Raw genomic sequence first — 26,204 nt, 5'->3', positions numbered from 1 at the left:
AAGCCTCATACGTTAATCTTATATATAGTAATAATGAAAAATAGACGTTTATGAAAAAGAGCCTTGTATATACAAAGACTGGGGACAAAGGAACCACCAGCCTCGTTGGCGGAAGCCGCGTGTCGAAGACCCATATCCGTTTGGAAGCTTATGGGACAATCGATGAATTGAACTCGCATTTAGGATGGTTACATACTTATTTGTTGGATGAGTCGGATCGGGATTTTATATTGGGCATACAGCACAAGTTGTTTGCTATCGGTTCGCATCTGGCAACCGATCAGGAAAAAACTCAGTTGAAGCCAGCTAGTATTATTACTTTAGAAGATATAGAACGCATTGAACAGGAAATTGATAAGCTGGATGAGCAACTTCCGGAACTCTGTGCCTTTATTATTCCGGGAGGAAGCCGCGGGGCAGCTGTTTGTCATGTTTGCCGTACTATCTGCCGGAGGGCTGAACGGCGTATCCTGACCTTATCCGAAACTTGTACAATATCTCCGGAAGTATTAGCTTTTGTCAACAGATTATCAGATTATTTGTTTGTTTTATCCCGAAAAATTAATTTTGATGAACAAAATAGTGAAATATTCTGGGATAATAGTTGGAAATGATAGATTTTATTATACTTTTGCCGGAAAATAAAAAATAAGAAAATTAGTATTCACTTTTAATACTCAAGATTATGTATTGGACATTGGAATTAGCATCAAAACTGGAAGATGCTCCCTGGCCGGCAACCAAGGACGAATTGATTGATTATGCTATGCGTTCGGGTGCTCCTCTTGAAGTTATAGAGAATCTGCAAGAGATGGAAGATGAGGGCGAAATCTATGAGAGTATCGAAGATATTTGGCCGGATTATCCTAGTAAAGAAGATTTCTTTTTCAATGAGGAAGAGTATTGATTTAGAAAAGAAACCGAACATATAAAAAATACCCGACAGCTGTTCAAAAACTGTCGGGTATTTTTTTATTTTGTGATGAGCTTAAAAGACCGGCATCTGCCAGATGAAGCCTACAGAAATCCGGTTGGTACTGTAGTTTTCTTGTCCCAGCACTTTGGCACGCGAGGTGAAGTCGTAAGAACGCCCTACATAGGTTACGAAGAAATGCAGGTTTGTTTCCATCGGATAAAATTCGATACCTGCGAGATATCCCCAGGAAGTACGGTAGTTTCCTTTTTCTATTCCTTCGGAGGCTTTGGTTACAGAAGCCGTTTCATACATTCCTTTTACGAATGCATTCCATTTCGGGAGGAAACGGTAGTTACATTTGGCTACTACTGATAAATAGCCTGTGTCAAACGCATTATGTCCGCCCGGACGACCGACGATGTTTGTGATAATCCCTTTGCGGTCAATATCCTCTTTTGAGTACATAAAATCAATGAAAGCATTCCATTTTCCCAGATTCAATTCATTTCCTACGGCATAGTAATACATATTGTGGTCTTTGGCCTCGTTCATGACAGAAGCGGACCAGCGGGTTTTAAATACATTATTAAAATTGCCAACCCAGTTTAAGGTGTAGACCAATGGCATTTTTCCGGATTTCAAATCGGGAAGATTGCCTTCCGCATCCTCTGTGATGCCATAAGTGTTGTCGAAGGAACTGTTGCGGCTGTTCAATATCTGTAGATTAAGTTGCTGGTCCGGAGTCATATTATAACCGACATTCAGACCGGTCAGGAAGTTACTCATATAATCAATCATATCGCTGTATTGATAGACATCAATCGGATTCAGATCGAACTCAAAGCCGCCATAGTTGGCACTTTGCTTACCGGCAAACAGATTGAACTTATCATTGAGTTTGATGCCGATACCTGCCCAGTCGATGGAGGTCGGGAGGTTGTCTATCATGTTGTTTCCGTCGTTCGAACGGTTGAGGCGCTGGCGATAGCGGTAAGAAAGCCAGTTGTTGATATTTCCTTTTGCTTCGATGCGTAGTTGATGCATATTGAAGTCGCCTTCCTGAAATCCGTTCTGGAAATGAGCGTCGAAGCTTCCTTGCATATTCAGGTATAAGTTAAACTTATCCGTTTTCTTTTTTACATCTGTCAGTTTCTCAAAAAGGGGAGTATTGGGGGAGAATTTATCTTTCTTCTCTGTCGTTTGGGCATATATAGCCTGTATGCTACCCGCGAGGAGTAGCATAAGCATTAGTTTTTTCATAAGTTGGTCCGGTTTTTAGTATTCGTTAAAGTATTCCTGAATTTGTTTCCAGTCCGTGGTTTTGGTCAGTGCAAGCATTAACAGTACACGTGATTTTTGCGGATTCAGTTCCTGGGAAGCAACAAACTGATACTTGGCGTCATCTACTTCAGCATCGAGCGTGGTAGGACCTGTCGGTACACGAGAGGAGCGAACAACTACAATTCCTTTTCTGCGGGCGTCTATCAATGACGGGAATATATTTTTGTGGATATTGCCGTTTCCGACTCCTGCATGGATGATTCCTTTGTATCCATTGTTGAGGAATGGAGTCATTATATCAGCTTCGATATTAGAATAGCTGTATACGATACCGACCTTCGGTAATGAAGTAAGGCGTGTTACGTCGAATACCGATTGTGTGGTATGTTTCTTCAGAGTGATCTGGTTATAAAATACTTTTCCGTTCAGCACATATCCCAATGCACCGGAGTTAGGAGCTTGGAAAGTTTGTACATCGACTGTGTTCATTTTAACAACGCTTTCTGCACCCAGAATCAGACCATTCATGGCAACCAATACTCCTTTGTCTTTCGATTCTTTGGCGGCGGCAGTAACTACGGCATTATAAAGATTCAGCGGTCCATCAGCACTTAATGCTGTGGATGGACGCATGGCACCTACCAATATAACCGGTTTGTCACTTTTAACGGTCAGATTCAGAAAATAAGCAGTTTCTTCCATTGTATCCGTTCCGTGAGTGATCACGATTCCGTCGATATCCGGTCGTTTCAATAACTCATTAATTTTCTTGGCGAGTGTCAGCCAGACTTCGTCATTCATGTCCTGTGAACCGATTCTTACAATCTGTTCGCCGGTTACGTTGGCGATATCTTTAATTTCGGGGACTGCATCAAGCAATGCGCCGATAGCAACTTGCCCTGCCGTATAGCTGGTACCTGTAGCCGAGCTTCCCGTGCCGGCAATGGTTCCTCCGGTGGCAAGAATATGGATATTCGGTTTTGCGGCAAATGCCATTGTTGCGGACAATAGTAGTGTGACTACTACCAGACCTAATTTCTTGAATTGTTTCATAACTGAAATGAGTTTAGGTTAATAATATATTAGAATATTTGTATAAAAAGCAGCCCTAAAGCAATAGCGACTACAGTAGATACTAGTCCGGGCATCATAAACGAATGATTCAACACATATTTGCCGATTTTTGTTGTCCCAGTGCGGTCGAAATTAATGGCTGCTACTACAGTCGGGTAGTTCGGGATAAAGAAATATCCGTTGACTGCCGGGAATAAAGCAATCAGCATATACGGAGAAATTCCCAATGCAATGCCCAACGGCATCAATGCCCGTACGGTGGCTGCCTGACTGTATAACAGGATAGACATGACGAACAGTGCGATACCGAACAGCCATGGCATCTGGCGTACAACACCTTCGATAGAAAGAGTCAGTTGTGCCATATTGCCCTGAAGGAATGTGTCGCCCATCCAGGCAATACCGAAGATGGCGATAACAGCCTGCATTCCGGCGGGGAATACAGAACCTTGCGTGGCCTTGATTCCATCCGTCTTGGTGACAATCAGGATGATGGCTGCCGCAGACAGCATGACGATTTCGATAATGGAAGACATGCCTAGTGTGACGATTTCGCCATCGAGCAGGAAACTGGGGCGCATGCCTTCAAAAGACCCGAAAAGAACAATAAAGGCAGTCGCCAATATAAAGATGAGTACGGAAAGCATGGCAGAACGTTTGTTCCTGACATCTTTGATCTCTATCTTCTTATCATTGAAAAGACCGTCTTTCAGGCGTTTCTGATATTCAGGGTCTTCTATCAGTTCTTTGCCGACTTTCATGGAGAATAAAGCACCTACCAACACACCTATGATCGTGGCAGGAATGGTTATTTTAAGTATATCGAACAAAGTGATGTCAAAGCCGGCCAATAATCCGAGTAAAGCTACCGTAGCAGCAGAAATGGGACTGGCCGTAATAGCTTGTTGTGAGGCGATCACTGCAATGCCGAGCGGACGTTCCGGACGAATCTTAGTTTCGGTGGCTACCTCTGCAATGACAGGCAATACGGAGTAAGCTACATGTCCGGTTCCGGCTATGAAGGTGAACAGGTAAGTTACCAGCGGACTGAGCAGTGTGACGTGTGAAGGATTTTTGCGCAGCAAATGTTCTGCTAGTTTCACCATATAGTCGAGTCCTCCGGCAGCCTGCATACAGGAGGCAGCGGAAATGACGGCGGCAATCATCAACATAACGTCGATAGGAGGTGCGGTGGGTTGTAAACCAAAAACGAACGTAAGTATTCCCAATCCTACTCCTCCCATGACACCGAGTCCGATGCCCCCAAGGCGTGCACCAATAATGATAGCTGTCAGAACAAATGCTAGTTGTAATATCATCGCTTGTTGTTTTAAGTTTCAAACAAAGATAAAAGATTTATCTTCGTTTTTTCTCTGTTTCTAAGATAAACAACAAAAAAGTTATTGAATAGTTTTTGCATATTTATTAAAACAATAACATCTTTCGCTGGTTATTATATCAGCTAACGAATGTGTTATTGTTATAAAACAACCGATATGAAACAAGAATTATCAAAAAAAACTCGAACAGAGAGCGACTTGATAGGTAGTCGTGAAGTGCCCGAAAGTGCATTGTACGGAGTACAGACACTCCGTGGTATTGAAAACTTTCGCATCAGCAAGTTTCATTTGAATGAGTACCCTTTGTTTATTCAGGCATTGGCTATCACAAAAATGGGGGCTGCTATTGCCAACCGTGAATTGGATTTGCTGACGAAAGAACAAACGGATGCTATCCTCAAAGCCTGTAAAGAAATACTGGAAGGAAAGTATCACGACCAGTTTCCGGTGGACATGATTCAGGGCGGAGCCGGAACTACCACCAACATGAATGCTAATGAAGTGATTGCCAATCGTGCGCTGGAACTGATGGGACATCAACGCGGAGAGTATCAATACTGCTCGCCTAATGACCATGTGAACCGTTCGCAGTCTACCAATGATGCTTATCCTACAGCCATTCATATTGGCCTGTACTATACACATCTTAAATTAGTGAAGCATTTTGAAACTTTGATTCAGTCTTTCCGTAAGAAAGGGGAGGAATTTGCGAATATAATTAAGATGGGGCGTACTCAACTGGAAGATGCCGTACCGATGACGCTCGGCCAAACCTTTAACGGATTTGCCAGCATTCTGGAACATGAAGTGAAGAATCTCGATTTTGCCGCACAGGATTTTCTGACGGTCAACATGGGGGCAACAGCCATCGGAACCGGAATTACCGCAGAACCGGGATATGCGGAGAAATGTATTGCTGCTCTGGGTAAGATAACAGGACTGGATATCAAATTGGCGGATGACCTGATCGGAGCTACTTCGGATACTTCCTGCATGGTGGGATATTCGTCAGCAATGAAACGCGTAGCTGTTAAAATGAATAAGATATGTAATGATTTGAGGTTACTGGCCTCCGGTCCCCGTTGCGGCTTGGGAGAGATTAATCTGCCTGCCATGCAGCCGGGATCTTCCATTATGCCGGGAAAAGTAAACCCTGTTATTCCCGAAGTGATGAATCAGGTCTCTTATAAGGTAATAGGAAATGACCTTTGTGTGACTATGAGCGGAGAAGCTGCACAGATGGAACTGAATGCAATGGAACCGGTGATGGCACAATGCTGTTTCGAATCTGCGGATTTGTTGATGAACGGTTTTGATACGCTACGTACTTTGTGTATCGATGGTATCACTGCCAATGAGGAGAAATGCCGTCGGGATGTACATAATAGTATAGGTGTAGTGACTGCACTGAATCCTGTCATTGGCTACAAACATTCTACCAAGATAGCCAAAGAAGCATTGGAGACCGGTAAGGGAGTGTATGAACTCGTATTGGAACATAATATTCTCTCTAAAGAGGATCTGGATACGATCTTAAAACCGGAGAATATGATTAAGCCGGTGAAACTGGATATTCATCCGAATCATTGATTGATATGAATAAAATGAGAGGTCAGCTCGAATCTACGGGCTGACCTCTGTGTTTTGTACCACTTGTGGAGTTATATGGTATTTGTATCAACCTTGTTAACAAGAACTGACCGTTATAGCTCAACTGTTTGACGGAAGCTTTGCCCGAAGCGGTTGGTCGCTGTAATTTCGATTTTCTTCACCTTGTCCGATGATGGACGTACACGGAAAAGATGCAGCGTATGGTAACCTGTCCCTTTTCCTTTCTTCATAGTGATGAAATCCTGATCCTCATCATCAAAAGCTTCCAGTACTCCTTTCTTTTCTATTCCGTCTTCGTAGTATTGGACAGTCCAGGCAGGATCATAATCCCATATATTGACTACCAGATACTCCGGCTGTGATTGAAACTCTCCCGGCTTGTATACACGAAATTGATAGTCCAGCGGGCGTCCGGTTGCTTTATATTGCCAGGAAATGTCATCTCCTTGTACATTAACCAGTAAATAGCCGTTTGGTGCTCCGCAACGGTTCACATGGCCTGCCCACCACGCGCCGCAGGCTGCACCTATATTATGCTCATAAATATCAGGAGTAATAATCCGGTTTTCGTAGAAATGGGTATGTCCGGAAAAAATATGCACCTTATAGCCTTTCAGTATCTCAAAGAGCTGGGCAGCATTGCGGGCATTACCTCCGCCCTTGTGAGAACGATTAGCGACAGGAGCATGCACGTTCAGTAACACCAGTGAACCGGGTTGGACATAACTGAGATCCTTTTTCAACCATTCAAGCTGTGCCGGAGTGAAGTTCTCTTCATATTTCTTTTGTCCGTGATAATCGATATCCTTCATTGAAATGATATGTACTTTTCCTACATTGAAAGAGTAGTCTGTAGGACCGAAGTTCTCGCCAAACGCATATTCACCCCATTCGTCCGGGTTTTGTGAATTGCTCAGTGCGGCATATTTCAAGTCAAAATCATGATTTCCGATGGTGTGGTACATTGTCAGGTTCAGTCCGGAGATTGCATCTTTGTAAGGTGTGAATAATTGCATCGCATCCCATACGATATCTCCCAGCATCATACCGTATACTTCTTTTTCATTGAGTGTACGTAAGGTCGCTTCCAGATCGGGTACGGTTTCCATACGAAAGCGCTCCAGTTGTTTCTGGTTTTTTACTTGTGGGTCGGAGATGGCTATGAAAGTAAAGTTGTCATCCGGAGCCGTCCTTTTCTCTAATTCGAAATCATGTCGGTTTGTCTTTTTTGATTGATCCAGTCGGGCATAGTATCCGGTAGGAAGTGCATTCTTAACTGTGGGTTGATAATCTGCCGGTACCGACACATACACAAACTTGGATTGGTTGAAGTCGGATGGAAGATAATAATATCCTTTTTCATCCGTTTGAGTGAAGTGAACTCCGTCGGTCACTACTACCCCGGAAATCGGACTTTTACGGGTATCGGTTACAATACCTTTTACTGTCATTCCTTTTTTGGAAGGAATGTTGGCTGCATAACTGCAAGCTATCGAGATAGATAACATTAGCAGGCAGGAAGATAAACATCTGACTTGTTTCATCTGTTCTTTTAATATGTTGTTTAACTTAATTAGATATGCAAAGAGAAAGGATTGAGATGAAGTGCAAATGACAATGAGATTACATCTTTGTATCTTCTCTTCTTTTTGTTGAAAACGAAGTTATTTAACTCTTCGCGGGAACAATTGCCAATTCATCCGGTAAAATGGTTATTGATAGTCTCTCGGAAAGGTGCGACCTTTGCAAATGTCAATGAGATACTGACATTAATAAGATAATTTCTAATTAAAGATATATAGATATGAAAGCATTTGATGTTATTATTATTGGTTTCGGCAAAGGTGGGAAGACTCTTGCGGCTGAATTTGCAAAGCGCGGACAGAAAGTTGCTGTTATAGAACGTTCTGATAAGATGTATGGTGGTACGTGTATCAATATTGGCTGTATTCCGACTAAAACATTGGTGCATCAGGCGAAAATCGCTTCCGGTATGGTGGGAGTCACTTTTGAAGAAAAAAGTGAGTTTTACCGTAATGCTATTGCTGTGAAAGATTTTGTGACGGGTATACTGAGAAACAAGAACTACCATAACCTAGCGGATCATCCGAATGTGACGGTTTATACAGGTATGGGCTCTTTTCTTTCTGCAGATACCGTTGCTGTTCGTACCGCTACGGAAGAGATAGTATTGACATCCAAACAAATCATAATCAATACAGGTGCGGAAACTGTGATTCCGTCTATTGAAGGAGTTGTGGATAATCCTTTTGTATATACCAGTACTTCAATCATGGAACTGACCGCTCTTCCACGTCATCTCGTCATTGTCGGCGGTGGTTATATCGGGCTGGAATTTGCGTCTATGTACGCCTCTTTCGGCTCTCAGGTAACGGTACTGGAGAGCTATCCCGAACTGATAGCCCGTGAAGACCGCGACATTGCCGCAAGTGTGAAAGAAACGTTGGAGAAAAAAGGGATTGTTTTCAAGATGAACGCGAAGGTGCAGTCTGTGAACCATACATCAGAAAAAGCAATGGTTGCTTTCACTGATTCGCAAACAGATGAGGCATTTGAACTTGAAGCCGATGCCGTGTTGTTGGCTACAGGGCGCAGGCCTAACACGAAAGAGCTTCATCTGGAAGCTGCCGGAGTAGAAGTGGATGCACGTGGAGCTATCATTGTAGATGAATATTTGAAAACAACGAATCCCCGAATACGCGCGGTGGGTGATGTGAAAGGTGGTTTGCAGTTTACTTATATTTCATTGGATGACTATCGGATTATCCGGGAAGATTTATTCGGAAAGGCGGAACGAAAAACAAGTGATCGTGATCCGGTCAGTTATTCCGTATTTATTGATCCGCCTTTGGCCCGTATTGGTTTGAATGAGGAGGAGGCCCGTAAGCAGAATCTCGATATTATCGTAAAGAAGTTACCTGTTATGGCGATACCGAGAGCCAAGACTTTGGGAGAAACAGACGGTTTGTTGAAAGCTGTCATTGATAAGAATACAGGAAAGATATTGGGTTGTATGCTGTTTGCACCTGACTCCAGCGAAGTTATTAATATCGTCGCCCTCGCCATGAAGGCAGGGCAGGACTATACCTTCCTGCGCGACTTCATTTTTACTCATCCCAGCATGAGTGAGGCATTAAATGATTTGTTTTCGTAATAGTATAAACCGTTTGCCCCAGTCGTACCACTAAGTGCATCTCACTGGTACGACTGGGTATACTTGTTCTTACATAAAATCCTCCCCCTCATCCGGCCTTGATGAAGCATTGAAGTTAGATATTTGCATCTTCCCATTTTCTCTCTGTTTTTCAAAGTACTCGTAAAAAAATGAAATAAATAAAGGAAACAAATTGATGATGTTTGTTTTTTTGTATATTCGTGAAAAGTGGTAAACACACAAAGCAAAACTCAAAGAATACAAATTAAAAACAGCGATTATGAAAAACAGGACTTTTGAAGATTTTGATTTTACGGACTTTTGGGATGATGACGAATATGCAAAGAATGGATATATTGGTGAATTCCCTACGGAAGAGATGATAGAAGAAGTAGAACGCGAACTGGGATATAAACTGCCCGAGTCCTATATCTGGTTGATGAAACAGCATAACGGTGGAATACCTTTCAATGTCTGTTTTCCTTGTGATGAACCGACTAGTTGGGCGGATGATCATGTGGCTATTACCGGCATTATGGGAATGGACAAGGATAAGATGTATTCTCTTTGCGGACAACTCGGAAGTCGTTTCATGATTGAAGAATGGGGGTATCCGGATATTGGAGTGGCTATTTGCGACTGTCCTTCTGCCGGGCATGATATGATTTTCCTTGATTATCGGGAGTGTGGTCCGCAGGGAGAACCGAAAGTGGTTCATGTCGATCAGGAGAATGATTATTATATCACTTTGCTGGCCGATAACTTTGAAGATTTTATTCGTGGACTTGTCAACGAAGAAGTGTTTGATACGTTGGAAGAAGATGAAAGGAAAGAGTTGGAAAAAGTTCGTACCGCAGCTTTCTCGCCACTTCTGTCTGATTTATGCTCGAAGTGTGATAATCCCGTCGATACGGAACGATGGATTCGTAAAGTATCGGAAGAAATCGTAACTGATAAAGGATTCTTTGCACTTCATGCCGATACACGCTCCTATATGCTTTACGACATTCAATTATGGCTTTATACCAATGTCTATCCCGATACTACGGAAGAAGATTATTTATCTGCCTATAAAAAAATAATAGCCTTGGACGGTGAATTTAGTACGGGAGGATATGCTCCGGATTTTGTTACTGACTGGCTGACGCGACGTAAGGAGAGCGGTATTATTACTTGCAATAATGGTATTGTTTCAATGACGACGGGAGCAAAGGAAACCTTACTGGCTGACCGGGATAAGATGTGATTCTTGATTGGTAAATATAAAGGTACAGGGGCAGGATTGGATGAACAACAATGTCTCTGAAACGAACAAAGAGCAATAATTTGTGTTTATTTATTATAAATATATATCTTTGTCCCGAATTATAAACACGTAAATTTATGAAAAAGATTTTTGGTGCTTTAATGATTGCCGTATGTATCGGTATGGCAATGCCTGCCCAGGCACAATTGCATTTTGGTGTAAAGGGTGGTTTGAACTTGTCTAAAGCAAGCTTTTCAGATGTGAAGACAAACTTTAAAAAGGATAATTTTACAGGCTTCTTTATCGGTCCGATGGCGGAGTTTAATATTCCGGTGGTAGGACTGGGAGTAGATGCGTCTTTGCTTTTTGCTCAGAGGGGTATAAAGATCTCTGACGGGGGCGAAGAAGCTACTGTTAAGCAGAACGGTCTTGATATTCCGGTCAATTTGAAATATAATATTGGTTTGGGAAGCCTGTTAGGTCTTTATGTGGCTGCCGGTCCTGATTTTTATTTCGACTTTGAAAAGACATCAAAGGTTGATAAGAAGAAAGCGGAAGTAGGCATTAATGTCGGTGCAGGTGTGAAGTTGCTGAATCATTTACAGGTAGGTGCCAACTATAACATTCCGTTGGGTAAGACTGCTAGTTTTGAGGATGTTGAAGGTTCATACAAGACCAAGACTTGGCAAGTATCCGTTGCTTATATTTTCTAAGCAATCTGTTACTTTATATACTATCAAAGAAAGAGCTTCTGATCTAAGGAAGCTCTTTTTTGTTCCGGGATTTTGTGCAAAGTGTCAGCCGGTGAATCTGAATTTATTTTCTCAGATTCTTGTTCTCAGGCAATTTTTCTTTTCAGTGTTCTTCTTTCCTCTTTTAAATCCCCATTTTTTTATTGTACTTTTGTGCTTGCAATGAAAAAGTATGTAGATGTCATATTACCATTACCGCTTCCGAAATATTTCACCTATTCTCTGCCGGATGAATGTGCGGAAGAGGTCGAGATCGGTTGTCGTGTGATAGTTCCTTTCGGACGGAAGAAGTTTTATACAGCTATCGTTCGTAATGTTCATTATTGTGCTCCGACGGAGTATGAGGTGAAGGAAATATCAGCATTGCTGGATGCTTCTCCTATTTTGTTGCCCACTCAGTTTAAATTTTGGGAGTGGCTGGCGGATTATTATCTCTGTACGCAAGGAGATGTTTATAAAGCGGCACTTCCTTCCGGCTTGAAGTTGGAGAGTGAAACGATCGTGGAATATAATCCTGACTTTGAAGCGGATACACCATTGTCAGAAAGAGAACAGCGTATTCTTGATTTGCTTTCGGTAGACTCCCAGCAGTGTGTCACTAAACTGGAGAAGGAGAGTGATATGAAAAATATCCTTACCGTCATTAAATCTCTGCTGGATAAAGAAGCCATTTTTGTGAAAGAAGAATTGCGTCGTACTTACAAGCCAAAAACAGAGGCAAGGGTACGATTAGCGGGCTCTGCTGATGAAAAGAGGCTTCATATCTTGTTTGATATCCTGTCCCGTGCTCCGAAGCAGTTGGCGTTGCTGATGAAATATGTAGAGTGTTCAGGAATATTAGGAAGAGAAACGCCAAAAGAAGTTTCGAAAAAAGAACTTTTACAACGTGCGGGTGTATCTCCTTCTATTCTGAATGGTCTGGTGGAAAAAAAGATATTTGAGATTTACTTTCATGAGGTCGGTCGGTTGAATCAGCAAGTGAAAGATGTGGTTGAGTTGAATGCCTTGAACGAGTTTCAGCAGCGGGCACATGATGAGATCATACAATCCTTTCAGGAGAAAAATGTCTGTCTGCTTTATGGAGTTACATCAAGTGGTAAAACAGAAGTATATATTCATCTGATAGAAGAAACGATCCGTCAGGGAAAACAAGTGTTGTATCTCTTGCCTGAAATAGCGTTGACAACTCAAATCACAGAGCGTTTGCAACGGGTATTCGGTTCTCGTTTGGGGATTTATCATTCCAAGTTTCCGGATGCCGAGCGAGTAGAGATTTGGCGCAAACAACTGGGAGAGAAAGGGTATGATATTATTCTGGGGGTCCGTTCTTCCGTATTTTTGCCTTTCCGTGATCTGGGATTGGTCATTGTGGACGAGGAGCATGAGAATACATATAAGCAACAAGATCCGGCTCCCCGTTATCATGCACGTAATGCAGCTATCGTACTGGCTGCCATGTATGGAGCTAAAACACTTCTCGGAACTGCCACTCCCTCTATAGAAACATGGCAGAACGCTACCAGTGGAAAATATGGATTTGTACAGCTGAAAGAACGATATAAAGAGATTCAGTTACCGGAAATAATCCCGGTAGATATCAAAGAACTTCATCGCAAGAGGCGGATGGTAGGACAGTTCTCACCGCTGCTGATACAATACATGAAAGAGGCACTGGAGCAGAAAGAACAAGTCATTCTCTTTCAAAATCGCCGCGGATTTGCACCGATGGTAGAATGTCGTACTTGCGGCTGGGTGCCGAAATGTAAGAACTGCGATGTGAGCCTGACTTATCATAAGGGAATCAACCAACTGACATGCCATTATTGCGGCTATACCTATCAACTGCCGAAATCCTGTCCCGCCTGCGAAGGTACAGAACTGGTCAATCGTGGTTTTGGAACGGAAAAGATTGAAGATGATATTAAGGTTCTTTTCCCGGAAGCGGCTGTGGCCCGCATGGATCTGGATACTACCCGTACCCGTGCTGCCTATGAAAAGATTATCGCCGATTTTGAACAAGGGAAAACAGATATACTGATTGGTACGCAGATGGTGTCGAAAGGGCTGGACTTTGACCATGTAAGTATAGTAGGTATTCTGAATGCCGACACCATGTTGAACTATCCGGATTTCCGTTCTTACGAACGTGCCTTTCAACTGATGGCACAAGTGGCGGGACGAGCCGGGCGTAAGAATAAACGTGGGCGGGTAGTGCTGCAAACGAAGAGTATTGAACATCCTATTATCCACCAGGTTATCGGCAATAATTATGAAGAAATGGTGGATGGTCAGCTCGCAGAGCGGCAAATGTTCCACTATCCTCCCTACTATCGGTTGGTATATGTTTATTTGAAGAACCATAATGAATCACTGCTGGATCAGATGGCAGCGGTCATGGCAGATAAGCTAAGAATGGTGTTCGGCAACCGGGTATTGGGACCGGACAAACCTCCCGTTGCCCGTATCCAGACCTTATTCATAAAAAAGATAGTGCTGAAGATTGAACAGAATGCTCCGATGGGACGTGCACGCGAATTGCTGCAACGTATTCAGAAAGAGATGCTGGAAGATGAACGCTATAAGTCTCTGATCGTCTATTATGACGTAGATCCGATGTAGCCCTCCATATAGATCTCACTAATTTTCTCTTATAATAACCTTTATAAATTAATTAACCATGAAACGACTTACGATTTATTGCTTAACATGTCTTATTGGTGTGAGTCCTCTTTTTGCTCAACAAGGAGTGACTCAGTGTGGAACCTCTACGGGGCAACCGAAATTTCCAATAGAGACTTACGAGGAACTGCCTGACCCTACGCCCCCCTCTGACAAAGAATGGGCAGCAGTGACTACCACCCAGGTTTCCTGGGGAACTACCGATGTCCGGTATGCGAAACACAAACTCCCCCAGTTGAAGAAACAGCAAATTGCAGTCTTGAAAGGCTGGCGCGGCGAACGTGTAAATGCGCAGGCTGTCGTATGGACAGGTGCTGAAGTGAAAGACTTGAACTTCAGTTTTACTGATTTTAAAGATAAAAAAGGAAATTCTCTTTCGAACGAAGCATTCAAGGGCGGTTTCATCCGTTACGTGATGACCGATGAATTGAATAAGGACGGCAGAGGTGCATGTGGGCACCGAAAGGCTGTGGATTTTGATTCACTGCTGGTAGCCGATCCGATTGACACGAATCTGAAATCACTGGCTCTTCCTTCGCGTACGGTTCAGCCTATCTGGGTGCAATGCTGGATTCCTCAATCCGCTGCTCCCGGAACTTATAAGGGAGCATTACTGGTAAAAGACGGTTCCCGTCTGTTGCAGCAGCTCAATCTTGAAATAGTAGTTTCTTCCCGTGAACTTCCGGTACCGTCCGAATGGGCTTATCATCTGGATTTGTGGCAGAGTCCGTTTGCTGTTGCCCGTTATTATCAGGTTCCCTTGTGGAGTCAGGAACATTTGGACGCTATGCGCCCATTGATGAAAATGTTGGCGGATGCCGGACAGAAGATTATTACAGCTACCTTGACACATAAACCCTGGAACGGTCAGACAGAAGATTATTTTGACACGATGGTCACTTGGATGAAACGTGCTGACGGTACTTGGGCTTTTGACTATACCGTTTTCGACCGTTGGGTAGAATTTATGATGAGTGTCGGTATTGACAAACAGATCAACTGCTACTCTATGGTTCCCTGGGAATTATCTTTCCAGTATTTTGACCAGGCTACGAATTCATTGCAATTTGTGAAGACAGCACCGGGGGAACCTGCTTATGAAGAGATGTGGGTTGCCATGCTTGCTTCCTTCTCCAGGCATTTGAAAGAGAAAGGCTGGTTTGATATTTGTACGATTGCGATGGATGAGCGTCCGATGGAGGTGATGCAGAAAACATTGAAGGTGATTCGTAAAGCAGATCCTGAATTTAAAGTATCACTGGCTGGTAACTATCATGCTGAGATAGAGCCTGATTTATATGACTATTGCATAACTATCGGTCAGAATTTCCCGGAAGAGGTGCGCCTCCGTCGTTTGGCTGAGAATAAGCGTACTACTTACTATACTTGTTGTACGGAAGCACATCCTAATACATTCACCTTTTCCGATCCGGCTGAGGCTGCCTGGATGAGTTACTATTGCTCTAAGAAACATCTGGACGGCTATCTGCGCTGGGCATACAATAGCTGGCCTTTGGAACCATTGCTTGATTCACGTTTCCGTACCTGGGCGGCTGGAGATACTTATCTGGTATATCCGGGAGCTCGTAGCTGTATCCGTTTCGAACGTTTGATCGAAGGTATTCAGGCACACGAAAAAATAACGATTCTCCGTCAGGAATTTGAGAAAAAAGGAAATAGAGCCGGACTAAAGAAAATAGAGAAAATGTTAGCTCCGTTCAGACTGGGGGCCATGCCGGAAATACCGGCAGCTGTTACCGTGAACCGGGCGAATCAGATACTGAATTCGTTTTGATATAGCAGAGACGAATTAATTCTGCCAATTATTAAAAGTAAATGATGAAGAAAATACTGTTTGTCTGCTTAGGAAATATCTGCCGTAGCTCTACGGCAGAAGGGGTAATGCTTCACCTGATCAAAGAAGCCGGACTGGAAAAAGAGTTTGTGATAGATTCCGCGGGAATCCTGTCATATCATCAGGGTGAATTGCCGGATAGCCGGATGCGTGCCCATGCTGCCCGTCGTGGTTATCAACTGATTCATCGCTCCCGTCCGGTACGAACGGAGGATTTTTATAATTTTGATTTGATTATTGGCATGGACGACCGTAACATAGACGATCTGAAAGAGAAAGCTCCTTCTATGGAAGAATGGAAAAAGATTCACCGTATGACGGAGTATTGTACCCGTATTCCTGCCGATCATGTCCCCGACCCCTACTATGGAGGGGCCGAAGGATTTGAGTATGTGCTGGATGTGCTCGAAGATGCCTGTGCCGGCCTGCTTACTTCTTTAGCTCAGGATAGCTGATCCGGGTGTGGTAAGCAATCTTCAGCTTTTCTTTGAATACTGCTTTAATCGTCGCAATGTCCTTGAAAGTAATAGGGCATTCTTTGAAGTAACCTTCTGCAACTTGGGAGTCAATGATTTTGTCGACCAAGTTGCTTATACTTTCTTCGGTATACTCCGGTAAGCTGCGTGAAGCGGCTTCAACGGCATCCGCCATCATCAGAATAGCTGTCTCCTTTGAGAAAGGGTTGGGACCCGGATAAGTGAACAGCTCCTCATTCGGTTCTTCGTCCGGATGTTCGTTTTTCCATGAAATATAGAAGAATTTCGTTTTTCCTCGTCCATGATGAGTGCTGATGAAGTCTTTGATTACTTTCGGCAGATTGTGTTTGTCTGCCAGTTTCAACCCGTCTGTCACGTGACTGATCACGACCTGAGCACTCTGTTCGTAATTCAGATTCTTATGAGGATTGACTCCTCCCGACTGGTTTTCTGTAAAGAAGGCCGGATTCTCCATCTTGCCAATATCATGATATAAGGCTCCGGTACGTACTAATTGACTTTTCGCTCCGATACGGATAGCTGCCTCTGCTGCCAGATTGGCTACTTGCATAGAGTGCTGGAAAGTTCCGGGCACTGTTTCGGACATTTGCCGCAGGAGGTCGCTGTTGATATTTGAAAGCTCGACCAAAGTCACATTAGAAGTAAAGCCGAATGTTTTTTCCAACAGGAACAACAGCGGATATGTAAACAGCAGCAGGATACCATTGATAATGAAATAGGTGTACATCCGGACATTCAGTTTCGAAAAGTCATTGGCAAGTCCGTTTTCAGTCATTAGCTCAAAAGCGAAGTAGATGGCTGCATAAGTCAGTATCACCAATAATGCCGTACGGAAGAGTTGTGATCTCTGTGAGAGTTCCCTTAAACTGAAAATGGCAACTAATCCGGCGGCTAACTGCGTCAGAATGAACTCATGCGGAAAACGCAGTGATATAGAACAGATCAATATCGTAATGACATGCGTCAGGAAAGCCGTTCGCGAATCAAGGAAAACTCGTATGATGATGGGCAGCATCGCATACGGAATCATATATACATTGAATATATTGTGTGTTACCATGAAAGCGGTTACCACACTATAGAACACAATCAGTGTAAACAATAACGACAAGCTGCCTTTGCGCTCATAATAATCTTTCCTGAACAGGTCGAGATAGAGCATGAAGCAAAGCATCAGCATGCCGACAAATAAAATCTGTCCGGCAAGAATCAGACGGCTCTGATCAATGGATTCACTGCGTTTGATGGACTCTTTGCGTAATGACTCCAGTATGTTATAAGTTTCCGGACTAATGATTTCTCCGCGATCTATAATTTTCTGTCCGCTGACAACCAATCCGTTTGCCCAGGAATAATTATTAAGCATTTCTTCTTTGGCGGTCTGCGTCCGTTGCTGGTCGAAGGTAAGATTAGGAGTAATATATTCGTTTAAGGAACATTGTCTCAGAATCTCACGGTTGAAGTGGGTCGTATCTGCGGATAACAAGTATTCATAGGCTTTCTTGACCGTATATATATTATCGGTAGGCTTGGAGTTAGCAAGCTTATCATCGATGATCATGATAGCCGATGTGCTGTCTTTGTGGAGTTTTTGTATGTTTTCTGTCGATACGATACCTGCCCCGTATATTTCTTTTAATGTCCGTTCGATGTATCGCAGATAATCTACGGAAGGGAGTATACCTTTCAGATGAGTATGGTAATTCTCCTTTAACTTACTGATTGCATCTTTTTCAATCTGTTTGTCGAGCAGATAATAGGGTTGGAAGGAAGCCAACAGACTATCCTGCTCCCGGTTCACTACTGCATCGTCTTTGTAGATCGGAAAGTCGAAAGTTGCAATCAGTTGTCCGTACTTCCAAGGCTTGTTGATATCAAACTGATAGTTGAACTTCCCGTCACGTGGCAGGAAATAGACAATCAGTGTCACTGTGACTATAAACAGCAATGATTTATATAATAGATCTCTTCGTGAGAACCTCTTTTTTTTCTTCATATGTTCCATACGCATTGAAATTTTTGCGAAAAGTACAAAAAAAAACAATAGTGTGGAAAAAAAGGTTTAATTTTGCCACGATTTACCTATACTAACCCAAATTATGGCAGAAAGAAAAGTAAGAGTTCGTTTTGCTCCGAGTCCTACGGGAGCATTGCACATCGGCGGTGTGCGTACAGCTTTGTATAATTATCTGTTTGCGCGTCAACACGGCGGAGACTTGATTTTTCGTATTGAAGATACTGACTCTAACCGGTTTGTTCCGGGAGCGGAAGAGTACATACTCGAGTCATTCAAGTGGTTGGGTATCCACTTTGACGAAGGAGTGAGCTTCGGTGGAGAACATGGCCCGTACCGTCAGTCCGAACGTCGCGAAATTTATAAGAAATATGTGCAGATTTTGCTGGACAATGACAAAGCATACATAGCTTTTGATACTCCCGAGGAACTGGACGCTAAGCGTGCGGAAATTGCTAACTTCCAATATGATGCATCTACCCGTGGGATGATGCGTAATTCTCTGACGATGTCGAAAGAAGAAGTGGACGCATTGATTGCTGAAGGAAAGCAATATGTGGTTCGTTTCAAAATCGAGCCGAACGAGAATGTTCACGTGAATGACTTGATTCGTGGTGAAGTAGTTATTAATTCATCTATTCTGGATGATAAGGTGCTCTATAAGTCGGCTGATGAATTGCCTACTTATCATCTTGCCAATATCGTAGACGACCATTTAATGGAAGTGTCTCATGTAATCCGTGGCGAAGAATGGCTGCCTTCAGCTCCGTTGCACGTACTGTTATACCGTGCATTCGGTTGGGAAGATACGATGCCGGAATTTGCCCACCTGCCTTTGCTGCTGAAACCGGAAGGAAACGGTAAGCTGAGCAAGCGTGACGGCGACCGCCTGGGATTCCCTGTATTCCCGTTGGAATGGCGTCCGGAATCGGGCGAAGTGTCTTCCGGATATCGTGAATCAGGTTATTTGCCCGAAGCGGTGATTAACTTCCTGGCTTTATTGGGATGGAATCCGGGCAACGATCAGGAAGTAATGTCTATGGATGAGATGATACAGTTGTTCGATATCCATCGTTGCAGTAAGTCGGGGGCTAAATTCGACTATAAAAAAGGTATTTGGTTCAATCATCAGTATATCCAGCTTAAACCGAATGAAGAGATTGCCGAACTGTTTCTGCCTGTGCTGAAAGAGCATGGCGTGGAAGCTCCTTTCGAGAAGGTTGTTACGGTAGTTGGTATGATGAAAGATCGTGTAAGTTTTATCAAGGAACTGTGGGATGTATGTAGCTTCTTCTTTGTAGCTCCTGCTGAATATGACGAAAAGACAGTAAAGAAACGCTGGAAGGAAGACTCTGCAAAATGTATGACGGAATTGGCGGAAGTCATTGCCGGCATTGAAGATTTCAGCATTGAAGGCCAGGAAAAAGTAGTGATGGACTGGATTGCTGAGAAAGGTTACCACACGGGTAATATAATGAATGCTTTCCGTTTGACGCTGGTGGGCGAAGGAAAAGGTCCGCACATGTTCGATATCTCTTGGGTACTGGGCAAGGAAGAGACATTGGCTCGTATGAAGCGTGCCGTAGAGGTACTTAAATAATTAGGACTTGTAAATTATGCTTTACAACCTGGCAATAGTTATTTATGACCTTCTGGTTCATTTAGCTGCCCCGTTTAGCCGTAAACCCCGAAAAATGATGAAGGGGCATTGGGTGGTATATGAGCTTTTACGTCAACAAGTGGAGAAAGGAGAACAGTATATCTGGTTTCATGCTGCTTCGCTCGGTGAGTTTGAACAGGGGCGTCCATTAATAGAAATGATTCGGGAAAAATATCCCAATTATAAGATATTGCTTACTTTTTTCTCTCCTTCCGGTTACGAAGTGCGCAAGCATTACCGGGGAGCGGACATTGTATGCTATCTGCCGTTTGATAAACCGCGGAATGTGAAGAAGTTCCTGGATATTGCAAACCCTTGCATGGCGTTCTTCATCAAGTACGAATTCTGGAAGAATTATCTGGATGAACTTCATAAACGTCGTATTCCAGTATATAGCGTATCTTCCATTTTCCGTCGTGATCAGATATTCTTTAAATGGTATGGAGGAACTTATCGCAATGTGTTGAAAGATTTCGATCATTTGTTTGTGCAGAATGAGGCCTCCAAACGCTATTTGTCGAAGATTGGTATCAGTCGTGTGACAGTGGTGGGAGATACTCGTTTCGACCGTGTGTTGCAGATTCGCGAAGAGGCCAAAGACCTTCCGCTGGTGAAAATGTTTAAAGGAGACAATGCCTTTACATTTGTGGCGGGCAGTTCTTGGGGACCGGATGAGGATTTGTTTCTGGAGTATTTCAACAGCCATCCGGAAATGAAGCTGATTATTGCTCCGCATGTGATTGATGAAAATCATCTGGTGGAAATAATCAGTAAGTTGAAACGTCCTTATGTACGCTATACTCGTGCTGACGAAAAGAATGTGTTGAAAGTTGATTGTTTGATTATCGACTGCTTCGGACTGCTATCTTCTATTTATCGTTATGGAGAAGTGGCATATATTGGAGGTGGTTTTGGTGTCGGCATTCATAATACGCTGGAAGCGGCTGTATATGGTATTCCTGTCATATTCGGACCGAAATATCAAAAGTTTATGGAGGCGATCCGATTGCTCGAAGCCAAAGGCGCATACTCAATAAAGGATTATGATGAACTCAAAGCCTTGCTGGACCGATTCCAGACAGACGATGTTTTCATGCGTGAAACCGGTGCGAATGCCGGTTATTATGTGACCAGTAATGCCGGAGCTACGGAAAAGATTATGCACATGATTAACTTTTAGAGATTGATATATAAGAATAATGATCCCCTTATTTTAGTACTCCATTATGGATAAGGCTAAAATAGGGGGATTTTCTTTTAAAGCTGTTTTCCGGCTATGTAACTTTCAGCTTGAATTTCTTAAGGTGGAGTTTTGCTTTCGGTGAATGCTTATAGCTTTTATATTTTATTGATTTCTTGTTCCAATAAATTTTTCAGCTCTTTAGCTGTGATGTGAGTGAAACGTTTCACGATGTTTCCTTGCTTATCCATTATCAGGTACATCGGTAGCCCTGTCATCTGAAACTGCTTCCATAAGTAATTCCATTGCTCTTTGTTTAGCCAATAGTGATCTCCGGCTATATTTTCTATGAGTATTTTCCATGTTTTTTGTATATGATTATATAGTAGAGTTCTTGTTGATATAGCTGCTTGGTATTGCATGAATATGGTTTAAGAGATGATAGGAGCCAAACTTGTATTAGAGTACTTCCCGATAAGTACAAGACTTGCTCGTGGCAAGTACTTGAGTTGTTTGATTCTGGTACAACGTTTGAGTCGAAGATGTACGACATTTGAATGAAAGATGTACAGCTATTAGTTCATACTACTACTTGGATACTTTCTGCATTCAGCCCTTTCAGTTTTTCTCGCAAACGACTTGCCGGAAGGGGGGAGCGGCTGAAGGAACACTTTTATACCCCTTCTCAGATTGCTTAGAGAAGGGGGGAGTGGTTTCAGCCCCTTTCAGCCTCGGTCATATATAAATTCATAATTTACTGGCTGTGGCTACTTTGTCTGCAAGTTATAGCCATTTAGCATACGGGCTGAATTCTGTAGGCTCGGAGATGAGTTTCATTCACCACCGAGATGAAGGTTACCCGCCTCCGAAGTGAAAATGGATAGTATACCGGGTTATTTAAAATGAATAAACCGATCTATAGTTCAGAAAAAAAACAGAGGCTTCGTTTGCCTCAAACAGAGGTTCTGTTTGTTCCTGATAGAACCTTTGTTTGGGATCAATACAGGCTCTATTGAGACGGAAGTTAGTAGTTTCCGAATATTTTATCTTTCCGGCTGAAGGGGCTGAAACTATTTACCCTTTCATAGAGCATGTCAGAGAAGGGGTGTAAAAGCACGCCTTCAGCCGCTATCCCCTTCTGGCAAGTCGTTTGCGAGAAAAGCTGAAAGGGCTGAAGGCTGTTTTTTCTATTTATACCATTGAGAATACATCAGGTAATTGTGAGCGATTTTTTGGTTTAGCTCCTTCGCCTGTTCAGGGTCTACCTTCTTAATAAATTTAGCGGGTACTCCGCCCCAGATACTTCCGGGTTCTATTACTGTATTACTCAATACCAAAGAGCCGGCGGCAACGATGGCTCCTTCGCCCACTATAGCATGATCCAGTATGGTAGATCCCATTCCTATGAGTGCATAATCTTTAACAGTTGCTCCATGAATGGTCACATTATGTCCTACCGAAACATGATCACCGATTTCAATGGTTGATTTCTCATATAAAGTATGTAGCACGGTTCCATCTTGAATATTGACTCCATTGCCTATCCGTATAGAATTGACGTCACCACGCAATACTGTACAGAACCAGATGCTACAGTCATCTCCTATTTTTACATCTCCTATAATAGTTGCATTGTCTGCCAAAAAGCAGTTCTCTCCAATTTCGGGAGTAAAACCTCGAACTGATTTGATTAAAGCCATAAAATATATTGTTTTTGATGATGTTTTTATTGAATACTTTTCCATTTTGACACATCCTCCCTCGTGTTAGGCTCAGATGTCGCACGGAAACAGTTTTAAATAGCTTCTGTTGCTTCTTGCAACCATTTCTTTTCTTCTTCGTTCAGACTGGGAGAAAGTTTATCGTAAACGGTTTGATGATAGTCATTGAACCACTTGATTTCTTCTGCCGTCAGCATCTCTTTGATGATACCTTTCTTGCAGATAGGACATAGGGTGATGGTTTCAAACTTAAGGTATTCTCCAAACATTCCTTCTCTGTCTTTGCAGACCAGCGTCAGATTTTCGGTGCGTATCCCGTGGCTGCCTGCTTTATACACACCGGGTTCATTGGAAGTGACCATGCCGGGTTGCAGCACAACAGGATTCTCATTCATACGGATACTTTGAGGTCCTTCGTGAACACTCAGAAAATGTCCGACGCCATGTCCCGTGCCATGTAGGAAGTTCATTCCATGACTCCAGATAGGCATACGGGCCAATACGTCGAGCTGAGCACCGCGTGTTCCGGCAGGGAATTTAGCCATTGCCAATGCAATGTGACCTTTTAATATTAAGGTATAGTCTGTTTTTTCTTCTTCCGTCAGTTCACCTAATGCAATGGTGCGGGTGATATCGGTAGTTCCGTCCCAATATTGTGCTCCCGAATCCAACAGAAGGAAACCTTTTGGTTGAAGCGTGACATCGCTTTCCGGTGTTGCTGAATAGTGCACAATTGCTCCATGCTCTTTGTATCCGGCGATTGTATCGAAGCTTTCTCCCATATAAAGAGGTTGGGCTGCTCGGAACTCATGTAACTTCCGGTCTACACTTAATTCGGTCTCTTTGCCCGAAGGTACTGATTCTTCCAGCCATTTGAGGAATTTGACAAGTGCCACACCATCCCGTTGCATCGCATGGTGGATGCCGTCAATTTCCTGCTCATTACGAATTGCTTTCAGTAACGTCACGGGGGATTCGCCACGGATGATCTTACATGAAGGATTGATGGATGTGTAAATTGCATAGTTCGTTCTTCTGGGATCGATGAGTATGCTTTCTCCTGTAAAAGAACTCAGAAAAGCCTCTGTTTCATCATATCTCTTCAGGCTGACCTTCTGCTCTTTCAAATACTCGCTTACTTCTTGGGTAACCTTCTCCGGCGAGATAAAATAAATCACATCGTCCTGAGTAATCAGCAGGTAACTCACTATAACCGGATTGCAATGTACATCACTTCCTCTCAAATTAAGAGTCCATGCTATTTCGTCCAGACTGGACAAGAATAAGGCATAAATACCTTTCTTTTTCAGTTCAGCACGAATAGCGGTAACTTTTTCCTCACAACTTTTTCCTGCATATTTGACGTCATAGATGAAGGCCGGAGCATCGGGCATGGAAGGACGGTCTTTCCATATGCTTTTCAGCGGGTCGCCAAACATATCGATCTGTAACTGATATGGCGCCAGATCCTCCTTCATCTGTTCCACCTGTTGCACAGAAAACATTTTTCCATCAATGCTCACAGATTCTCCCGGCTTTAGATTCTGACAGAGAAACGCTGTGATGCTCGGGGTTTCCGGTAACATCTCCTTATATAATGTAATACCGCTGCCTTCTAATTCCTTTTCCGCTTGTAGAAAATATCGGGAATCTGTCCACAATCCGGCTTTATCCATTAAGACAACGGCTGTTCCGGCGGAACCCGTAAAACCGGAAATCCATTCACGGGACATCCAGTAAGGAGCTACATACTCACTCAGGTGCGGATCGGTACTGGGAATGATGAACGCTTTGATATGGTTAGGATGAAATGTCATCCGTAGCGCGTGTAGACGCTCTTTTATACTCTGTTTCATACCTTATTATATTAATTATAGACATATTTAAGAGTTTCAAAGGTACTAACTTTTCGTGGTTAATGATTTGTTTATGAATAGTTTTTGAGAAATATTTGCCGAAAGTTTTGTGAATAAAGAAAGTATGTGTAATTTTGCGGCGCAATTTGACTGCGGAGATTTTTAACCAATAACATATTAATAATAACAAAATGATTGTAGTACCTGTAAAAGAAGGCGAAAACATTGAAAAAGCGCTGAAGAAGTTTAAAAGAAAATTTGAGAAAACTGGTATCGTAAAAGAATTGAGAAGCAGACAGCAATTTGATAAACCGTCTGTAACTAAAAGACTTAAGAAAGAACGTGCGGTTTATGTACAACAACTTCAGCAAGTAGAAGATTAATAATTCGTAATTTCCTTTGAATTATTGAATTCTTTTCATACATTCGTTGCACGATTTTAGATGTAGCGATATTATGTTAATTAAATCTTTTCTTGATTATCTCCGGTATGAGCGGAATTATTCCGAAAAAACCGTTCTGGCGTATGGCGAGGATATAAAGCAGCTGCGGGAGTTTGCTCAAGAAGAGTACGGAAAGTTTGATCCGTTGGAGGTGGAAGGTGAATTGATTCGTGAATGGATTGTTTCATTAATGGATAGGGGATATACTTCGACTTCTGTAAATCGTAAGTTGAGTTCGCTCCGGTCGTTCTATAAGTATCTTTTAAGGCAAGGAGAGGTGACAGTGGATCCGTTAAGGAAAATAACGGGACCTAAGAATAAAAAAACGTTACCTGTTTTTCTGAAAGAGAGCGAAATGGATAAGTTGCTGGATGATACGGACTTTGGCGAAGGATTTAAAGGTTGTCGCGATCGGTTGATTATTGAAATGTTTTATGCCACCGGCATGAGGCTTTCAGAATTGATAGGTTTGGATGATAAGGATGTGGATTTCTCCGCTTCTCTTTTGAAAGTAACCGGGAAAAGAAACAAGCAAAGGCTGATACCGTTCGGTGACGAACTGCGGGAGTTGATGCTTGAATATATTAATATAAGAAACGAAATGATTCCGGAAAGGTCGGAAGCCTTCTTCGTGAAGGAGAGTGGTGAACGGCTTTATAAGAATCTGGTCTATAATTTAGTGAAACGGAACCTGTCAAAGGTGGCGACGCTGAAGAAAAGAAGTCCTCACGTGTTGAGGCATACTTTTGCTACCACGATGCTGAATAATGAAGCGGAACTGGGCGCGGTAAAAGAACTTTTGGGTCACGAGAGTATCGCAACTACCGAGATCTATACGCATGCCACATTTGAAGAACTTAAAAAAGTGTATAAACAAGCTCATCCAAGAGCTTAAAAAAAGGAG

21 protein-coding genes are annotated in these 26,204 nt (G+C 42.8%); 13 read left to right on the top strand and 8 right to left on the bottom strand.

The window, feature by feature from the left end:
* The first annotated feature begins 50 nt into the window (after positions 1–50).
* Positions 51–614 (top strand): cob(I)yrinic acid a,c-diamide adenosyltransferase, encoded by a 564-nt coding sequence (locus tag K6V30_RS02755; RefSeq protein WP_010535582.1) that lies wholly within the window; start codon positions 51–53, stop codon positions 612–614.
* 71 nt (positions 615–685) lie between these two features.
* A complete protein-coding gene (locus K6V30_RS02750; RefSeq protein ID WP_002558131.1) occupies positions 686–907 on the top strand; it encodes a DUF2795 domain-containing protein in 222 nt (73 codons plus the stop codon).
* An 81-nt stretch (positions 908–988) separates the two neighbouring features.
* On the opposite strand, the gene K6V30_RS02745 is transcribed toward K6V30_RS02750, so the two are convergent.
* Genes K6V30_RS02745 through K6V30_RS02735 form a run of 3 tightly spaced genes read right to left on the bottom strand, consistent with a single transcriptional unit; the run spans position 989 to position 4,590 of the window.
* Positions 989–2,176 carry a porin gene (locus tag K6V30_RS02745; protein WP_022300889.1) on the bottom strand — a complete coding sequence of 396 codons (1,188 nt, stop codon included), beginning with the start codon at positions 2,174–2,176 and terminating at the stop codon, positions 989–991.
* A 15-nt stretch (positions 2,177–2,191) separates the two neighbouring features.
* Positions 2,192–3,250 (bottom strand): L-asparaginase 2, encoded by a 1,059-nt coding sequence (gene ansB / locus K6V30_RS02740; RefSeq protein WP_055269551.1) that lies wholly within the window; start codon positions 3,248–3,250, stop codon positions 2,192–2,194.
* Positions 3,251–3,279: 29 nt separating this feature from the next.
* Positions 3,280–4,590, bottom strand: coding sequence for an anaerobic C4-dicarboxylate transporter family protein (locus tag K6V30_RS02735; RefSeq protein WP_224207245.1), 1,311 nt, complete (start codon positions 4,588–4,590; stop codon positions 3,280–3,282).
* A 177-nt stretch (positions 4,591–4,767) separates the two neighbouring features.
* Between K6V30_RS02735 and K6V30_RS02730 the strand changes: the two genes are divergently transcribed.
* On the top strand, positions 4,768–6,201 hold the full coding sequence (locus tag K6V30_RS02730; RefSeq protein WP_022300890.1) for an aspartate ammonia-lyase: 1,434 nt from the start codon (positions 4,768–4,770) through the stop codon (positions 6,199–6,201).
* 113 nt (positions 6,202–6,314) lie between these two features.
* Here the strand turns inward: K6V30_RS02730 and K6V30_RS02725 are convergent, their stop codons facing one another.
* Positions 6,315–7,766, bottom strand: a complete 1,452-nt coding sequence (locus K6V30_RS02725) for a calcineurin-like phosphoesterase C-terminal domain-containing protein (RefSeq protein WP_010535577.1) — start codon at positions 7,764–7,766, stop codon at positions 6,315–6,317.
* Positions 7,767–8,026: 260 nt separating this feature from the next.
* Between K6V30_RS02725 and K6V30_RS02720 the strand changes: the two genes are divergently transcribed.
* The 6 genes from K6V30_RS02720 to K6V30_RS02695 all read left to right on the top strand — a co-directional run bounded on the left by K6V30_RS02720 (position 8,027) and on the right by K6V30_RS02695 (position 16,384).
* Complete coding sequence (locus tag K6V30_RS02720) at positions 8,027–9,397, top strand: FAD-dependent oxidoreductase (protein WP_010535576.1); 1,371 nt, start codon at positions 8,027–8,029, stop codon at positions 9,395–9,397.
* Between the two features lie 280 nt (positions 9,398–9,677).
* On the top strand, positions 9,678–10,643 hold the full coding sequence (locus tag K6V30_RS02715) for an SMI1/KNR4 family protein (RefSeq protein WP_055269550.1): 966 nt from the start codon (positions 9,678–9,680) through the stop codon (positions 10,641–10,643).
* A 137-nt stretch (positions 10,644–10,780) separates the two neighbouring features.
* Positions 10,781–11,356 (top strand): porin family protein, encoded by a 576-nt coding sequence (locus K6V30_RS02710; protein ID WP_010535574.1) that lies wholly within the window; start codon positions 10,781–10,783, stop codon positions 11,354–11,356.
* A gap of 201 nt (positions 11,357–11,557) precedes the next feature.
* Positions 11,558–14,014 (top strand): replication restart helicase PriA, encoded by a 2,457-nt coding sequence (priA, locus tag K6V30_RS02705; protein ID WP_055269592.1) that lies wholly within the window; start codon positions 11,558–11,560, stop codon positions 14,012–14,014.
* A gap of 58 nt (positions 14,015–14,072) precedes the next feature.
* Positions 14,073–15,869: a DUF4091 domain-containing protein gene (locus K6V30_RS02700; RefSeq protein WP_055269549.1), complete on the top strand. Its 1,797-nt coding sequence runs from the start codon at positions 14,073–14,075 to the stop codon at positions 15,867–15,869.
* A 44-nt stretch (positions 15,870–15,913) separates the two neighbouring features.
* Positions 15,914–16,384 (top strand): low molecular weight protein-tyrosine-phosphatase, encoded by a 471-nt coding sequence (locus K6V30_RS02695; RefSeq protein ID WP_022300895.1) that lies wholly within the window; start codon positions 15,914–15,916, stop codon positions 16,382–16,384.
* Here K6V30_RS02695 and K6V30_RS02690 read toward each other — a convergent pair.
* Positions 16,359–18,431, bottom strand: a complete 2,073-nt coding sequence (locus K6V30_RS02690) for an HD family phosphohydrolase (RefSeq protein ID WP_010535570.1) — start codon at positions 18,429–18,431, stop codon at positions 16,359–16,361. The genes K6V30_RS02695 and K6V30_RS02690 overlap by 26 nt on opposite strands.
* A gap of 94 nt (positions 18,432–18,525) precedes the next feature.
* On the opposite strand from K6V30_RS02690, the gene gltX reads away from it, so the two are divergent.
* Together gltX and K6V30_RS02680 are read left to right on the top strand one after the other, a co-directional pair.
* Positions 18,526–20,040 (top strand): glutamate--tRNA ligase, encoded by a 1,515-nt coding sequence (gene gltX / locus K6V30_RS02685; protein WP_010535569.1) that lies wholly within the window; start codon positions 18,526–18,528, stop codon positions 20,038–20,040.
* A 16-nt stretch (positions 20,041–20,056) separates the two neighbouring features.
* A complete protein-coding gene (locus tag K6V30_RS02680) occupies positions 20,057–21,280 on the top strand; it encodes a 3-deoxy-D-manno-octulosonic acid transferase (RefSeq protein ID WP_010535568.1) in 1,224 nt (407 codons plus the stop codon).
* A 158-nt stretch (positions 21,281–21,438) separates the two neighbouring features.
* On the opposite strand, the gene K6V30_RS02675 is transcribed toward K6V30_RS02680, so the two are convergent.
* The 3 genes from K6V30_RS02675 to K6V30_RS02665 form a co-directional block, all read right to left on the bottom strand.
* The gene (locus tag K6V30_RS02675; RefSeq protein ID WP_055269548.1) at positions 21,439–21,702 is read right to left on the bottom strand and encodes a TlpA family protein disulfide reductase; all 264 of its coding nucleotides are present in this window, start codon (positions 21,700–21,702) and stop codon (positions 21,439–21,441) included.
* A 765-nt stretch (positions 21,703–22,467) separates the two neighbouring features.
* Positions 22,468–22,980 (bottom strand): gamma carbonic anhydrase family protein, encoded by a 513-nt coding sequence (locus K6V30_RS02670; RefSeq protein WP_010535566.1) that lies wholly within the window; start codon positions 22,978–22,980, stop codon positions 22,468–22,470.
* 95 nt (positions 22,981–23,075) lie between these two features.
* The gene (locus tag K6V30_RS02665) at positions 23,076–24,857 is read right to left on the bottom strand and encodes an aminopeptidase P family protein (RefSeq protein WP_022300898.1); all 1,782 of its coding nucleotides are present in this window, start codon (positions 24,855–24,857) and stop codon (positions 23,076–23,078) included.
* A gap of 191 nt (positions 24,858–25,048) precedes the next feature.
* On the opposite strand from K6V30_RS02665, the gene rpsU reads away from it, so the two are divergent.
* Together rpsU and xerC are read left to right on the top strand one after the other, a co-directional pair.
* Positions 25,049–25,240, top strand: coding sequence for a 30S ribosomal protein S21 (gene rpsU / locus K6V30_RS02660; protein WP_002558090.1), 192 nt, complete (start codon positions 25,049–25,051; stop codon positions 25,238–25,240).
* 73 nt (positions 25,241–25,313) lie between these two features.
* Positions 25,314–26,195, top strand: coding sequence for a tyrosine recombinase XerC (gene xerC, locus K6V30_RS02655; RefSeq protein WP_055269547.1), 882 nt, complete (start codon positions 25,314–25,316; stop codon positions 26,193–26,195).
* Positions 26,196–26,204: the final 9 nt, after the last annotated feature.

The sequence above is a fragment of the Bacteroides faecis genome (assembly GCF_020091505.1).
GTDB lineage: Bacteria > Bacteroidota > Bacteroidia > Bacteroidales > Bacteroidaceae > Bacteroides > Bacteroides faecis.
This window is presented reverse-complemented; position numbering and strand designations above follow the sequence as displayed.

What these genes read in the sequence shown, in the direction of transcription:
- K6V30_RS02725 (WP_010535577.1), bottom strand. Translation starts at nt 7,766, where the DNA reads ATGAAACAAGTCAGATGTTTATCTTCCTGCCTGCTAATGTTATCTATC.
- K6V30_RS02720 (WP_010535576.1), top strand. Translation starts at nt 8,027, where the DNA reads ATGAAAGCATTTGATGTTATTATTATTGGTTTCGGCAAAGGTGGGAAG.
- rpsU (WP_002558090.1), top strand. Translation starts at nt 25,049, where the DNA reads ATGATTGTAGTACCTGTAAAAGAAGGCGAAAACATTGAAAAAGCGCTG.
- K6V30_RS02700 (WP_055269549.1), top strand. Translation starts at nt 14,073, where the DNA reads ATGAAACGACTTACGATTTATTGCTTAACATGTCTTATTGGTGTGAGT.
- K6V30_RS02745 (WP_022300889.1), bottom strand. Translation starts at nt 2,176, where the DNA reads ATGAAAAAACTAATGCTTATGCTACTCCTCGCGGGTAGCATACAGGCT.
- K6V30_RS02675 (WP_055269548.1), bottom strand. Translation starts at nt 21,702, where the DNA reads ATGCAATACCAAGCAGCTATATCAACAAGAACTCTACTATATAATCAT.
- K6V30_RS02695 (WP_022300895.1), top strand. Translation starts at nt 15,914, where the DNA reads ATGAAGAAAATACTGTTTGTCTGCTTAGGAAATATCTGCCGTAGCTCT.
- gltX (WP_010535569.1), top strand. Translation starts at nt 18,526, where the DNA reads ATGGCAGAAAGAAAAGTAAGAGTTCGTTTTGCTCCGAGTCCTACGGGA.
- K6V30_RS02690 (WP_010535570.1), bottom strand. Translation starts at nt 18,431, where the DNA reads ATGGAACATATGAAGAAAAAAAAGAGGTTCTCACGAAGAGATCTATTA.
- xerC (WP_055269547.1), top strand. Translation starts at nt 25,314, where the DNA reads ATGTTAATTAAATCTTTTCTTGATTATCTCCGGTATGAGCGGAATTAT.
- K6V30_RS02735 (WP_224207245.1), bottom strand. Translation starts at nt 4,590, where the DNA reads ATGATATTACAACTAGCATTTGTTCTGACAGCTATCATTATTGGTGCA.
- K6V30_RS02680 (WP_010535568.1), top strand. Translation starts at nt 20,057, where the DNA reads ATGCTTTACAACCTGGCAATAGTTATTTATGACCTTCTGGTTCATTTA.
- K6V30_RS02670 (WP_010535566.1), bottom strand. Translation starts at nt 22,980, where the DNA reads ATGGCTTTAATCAAATCAGTTCGAGGTTTTACTCCCGAAATTGGAGAG.
- priA (WP_055269592.1), top strand. Translation starts at nt 11,558, where the DNA reads ATGAAAAAGTATGTAGATGTCATATTACCATTACCGCTTCCGAAATAT.
- ansB (WP_055269551.1), bottom strand. Translation starts at nt 3,250, where the DNA reads ATGAAACAATTCAAGAAATTAGGTCTGGTAGTAGTCACACTACTATTG.
- K6V30_RS02665 (WP_022300898.1), bottom strand. Translation starts at nt 24,857, where the DNA reads ATGAAACAGAGTATAAAAGAGCGTCTACACGCGCTACGGATGACATTT.
- K6V30_RS02755 (WP_010535582.1), top strand. Translation starts at nt 51, where the DNA reads ATGAAAAAGAGCCTTGTATATACAAAGACTGGGGACAAAGGAACCACC.
- K6V30_RS02730 (WP_022300890.1), top strand. Translation starts at nt 4,768, where the DNA reads ATGAAACAAGAATTATCAAAAAAAACTCGAACAGAGAGCGACTTGATA.
- K6V30_RS02710 (WP_010535574.1), top strand. Translation starts at nt 10,781, where the DNA reads ATGAAAAAGATTTTTGGTGCTTTAATGATTGCCGTATGTATCGGTATG.
- K6V30_RS02750 (WP_002558131.1), top strand. Translation starts at nt 686, where the DNA reads ATGTATTGGACATTGGAATTAGCATCAAAACTGGAAGATGCTCCCTGG.
- K6V30_RS02715 (WP_055269550.1), top strand. Translation starts at nt 9,678, where the DNA reads ATGAAAAACAGGACTTTTGAAGATTTTGATTTTACGGACTTTTGGGAT.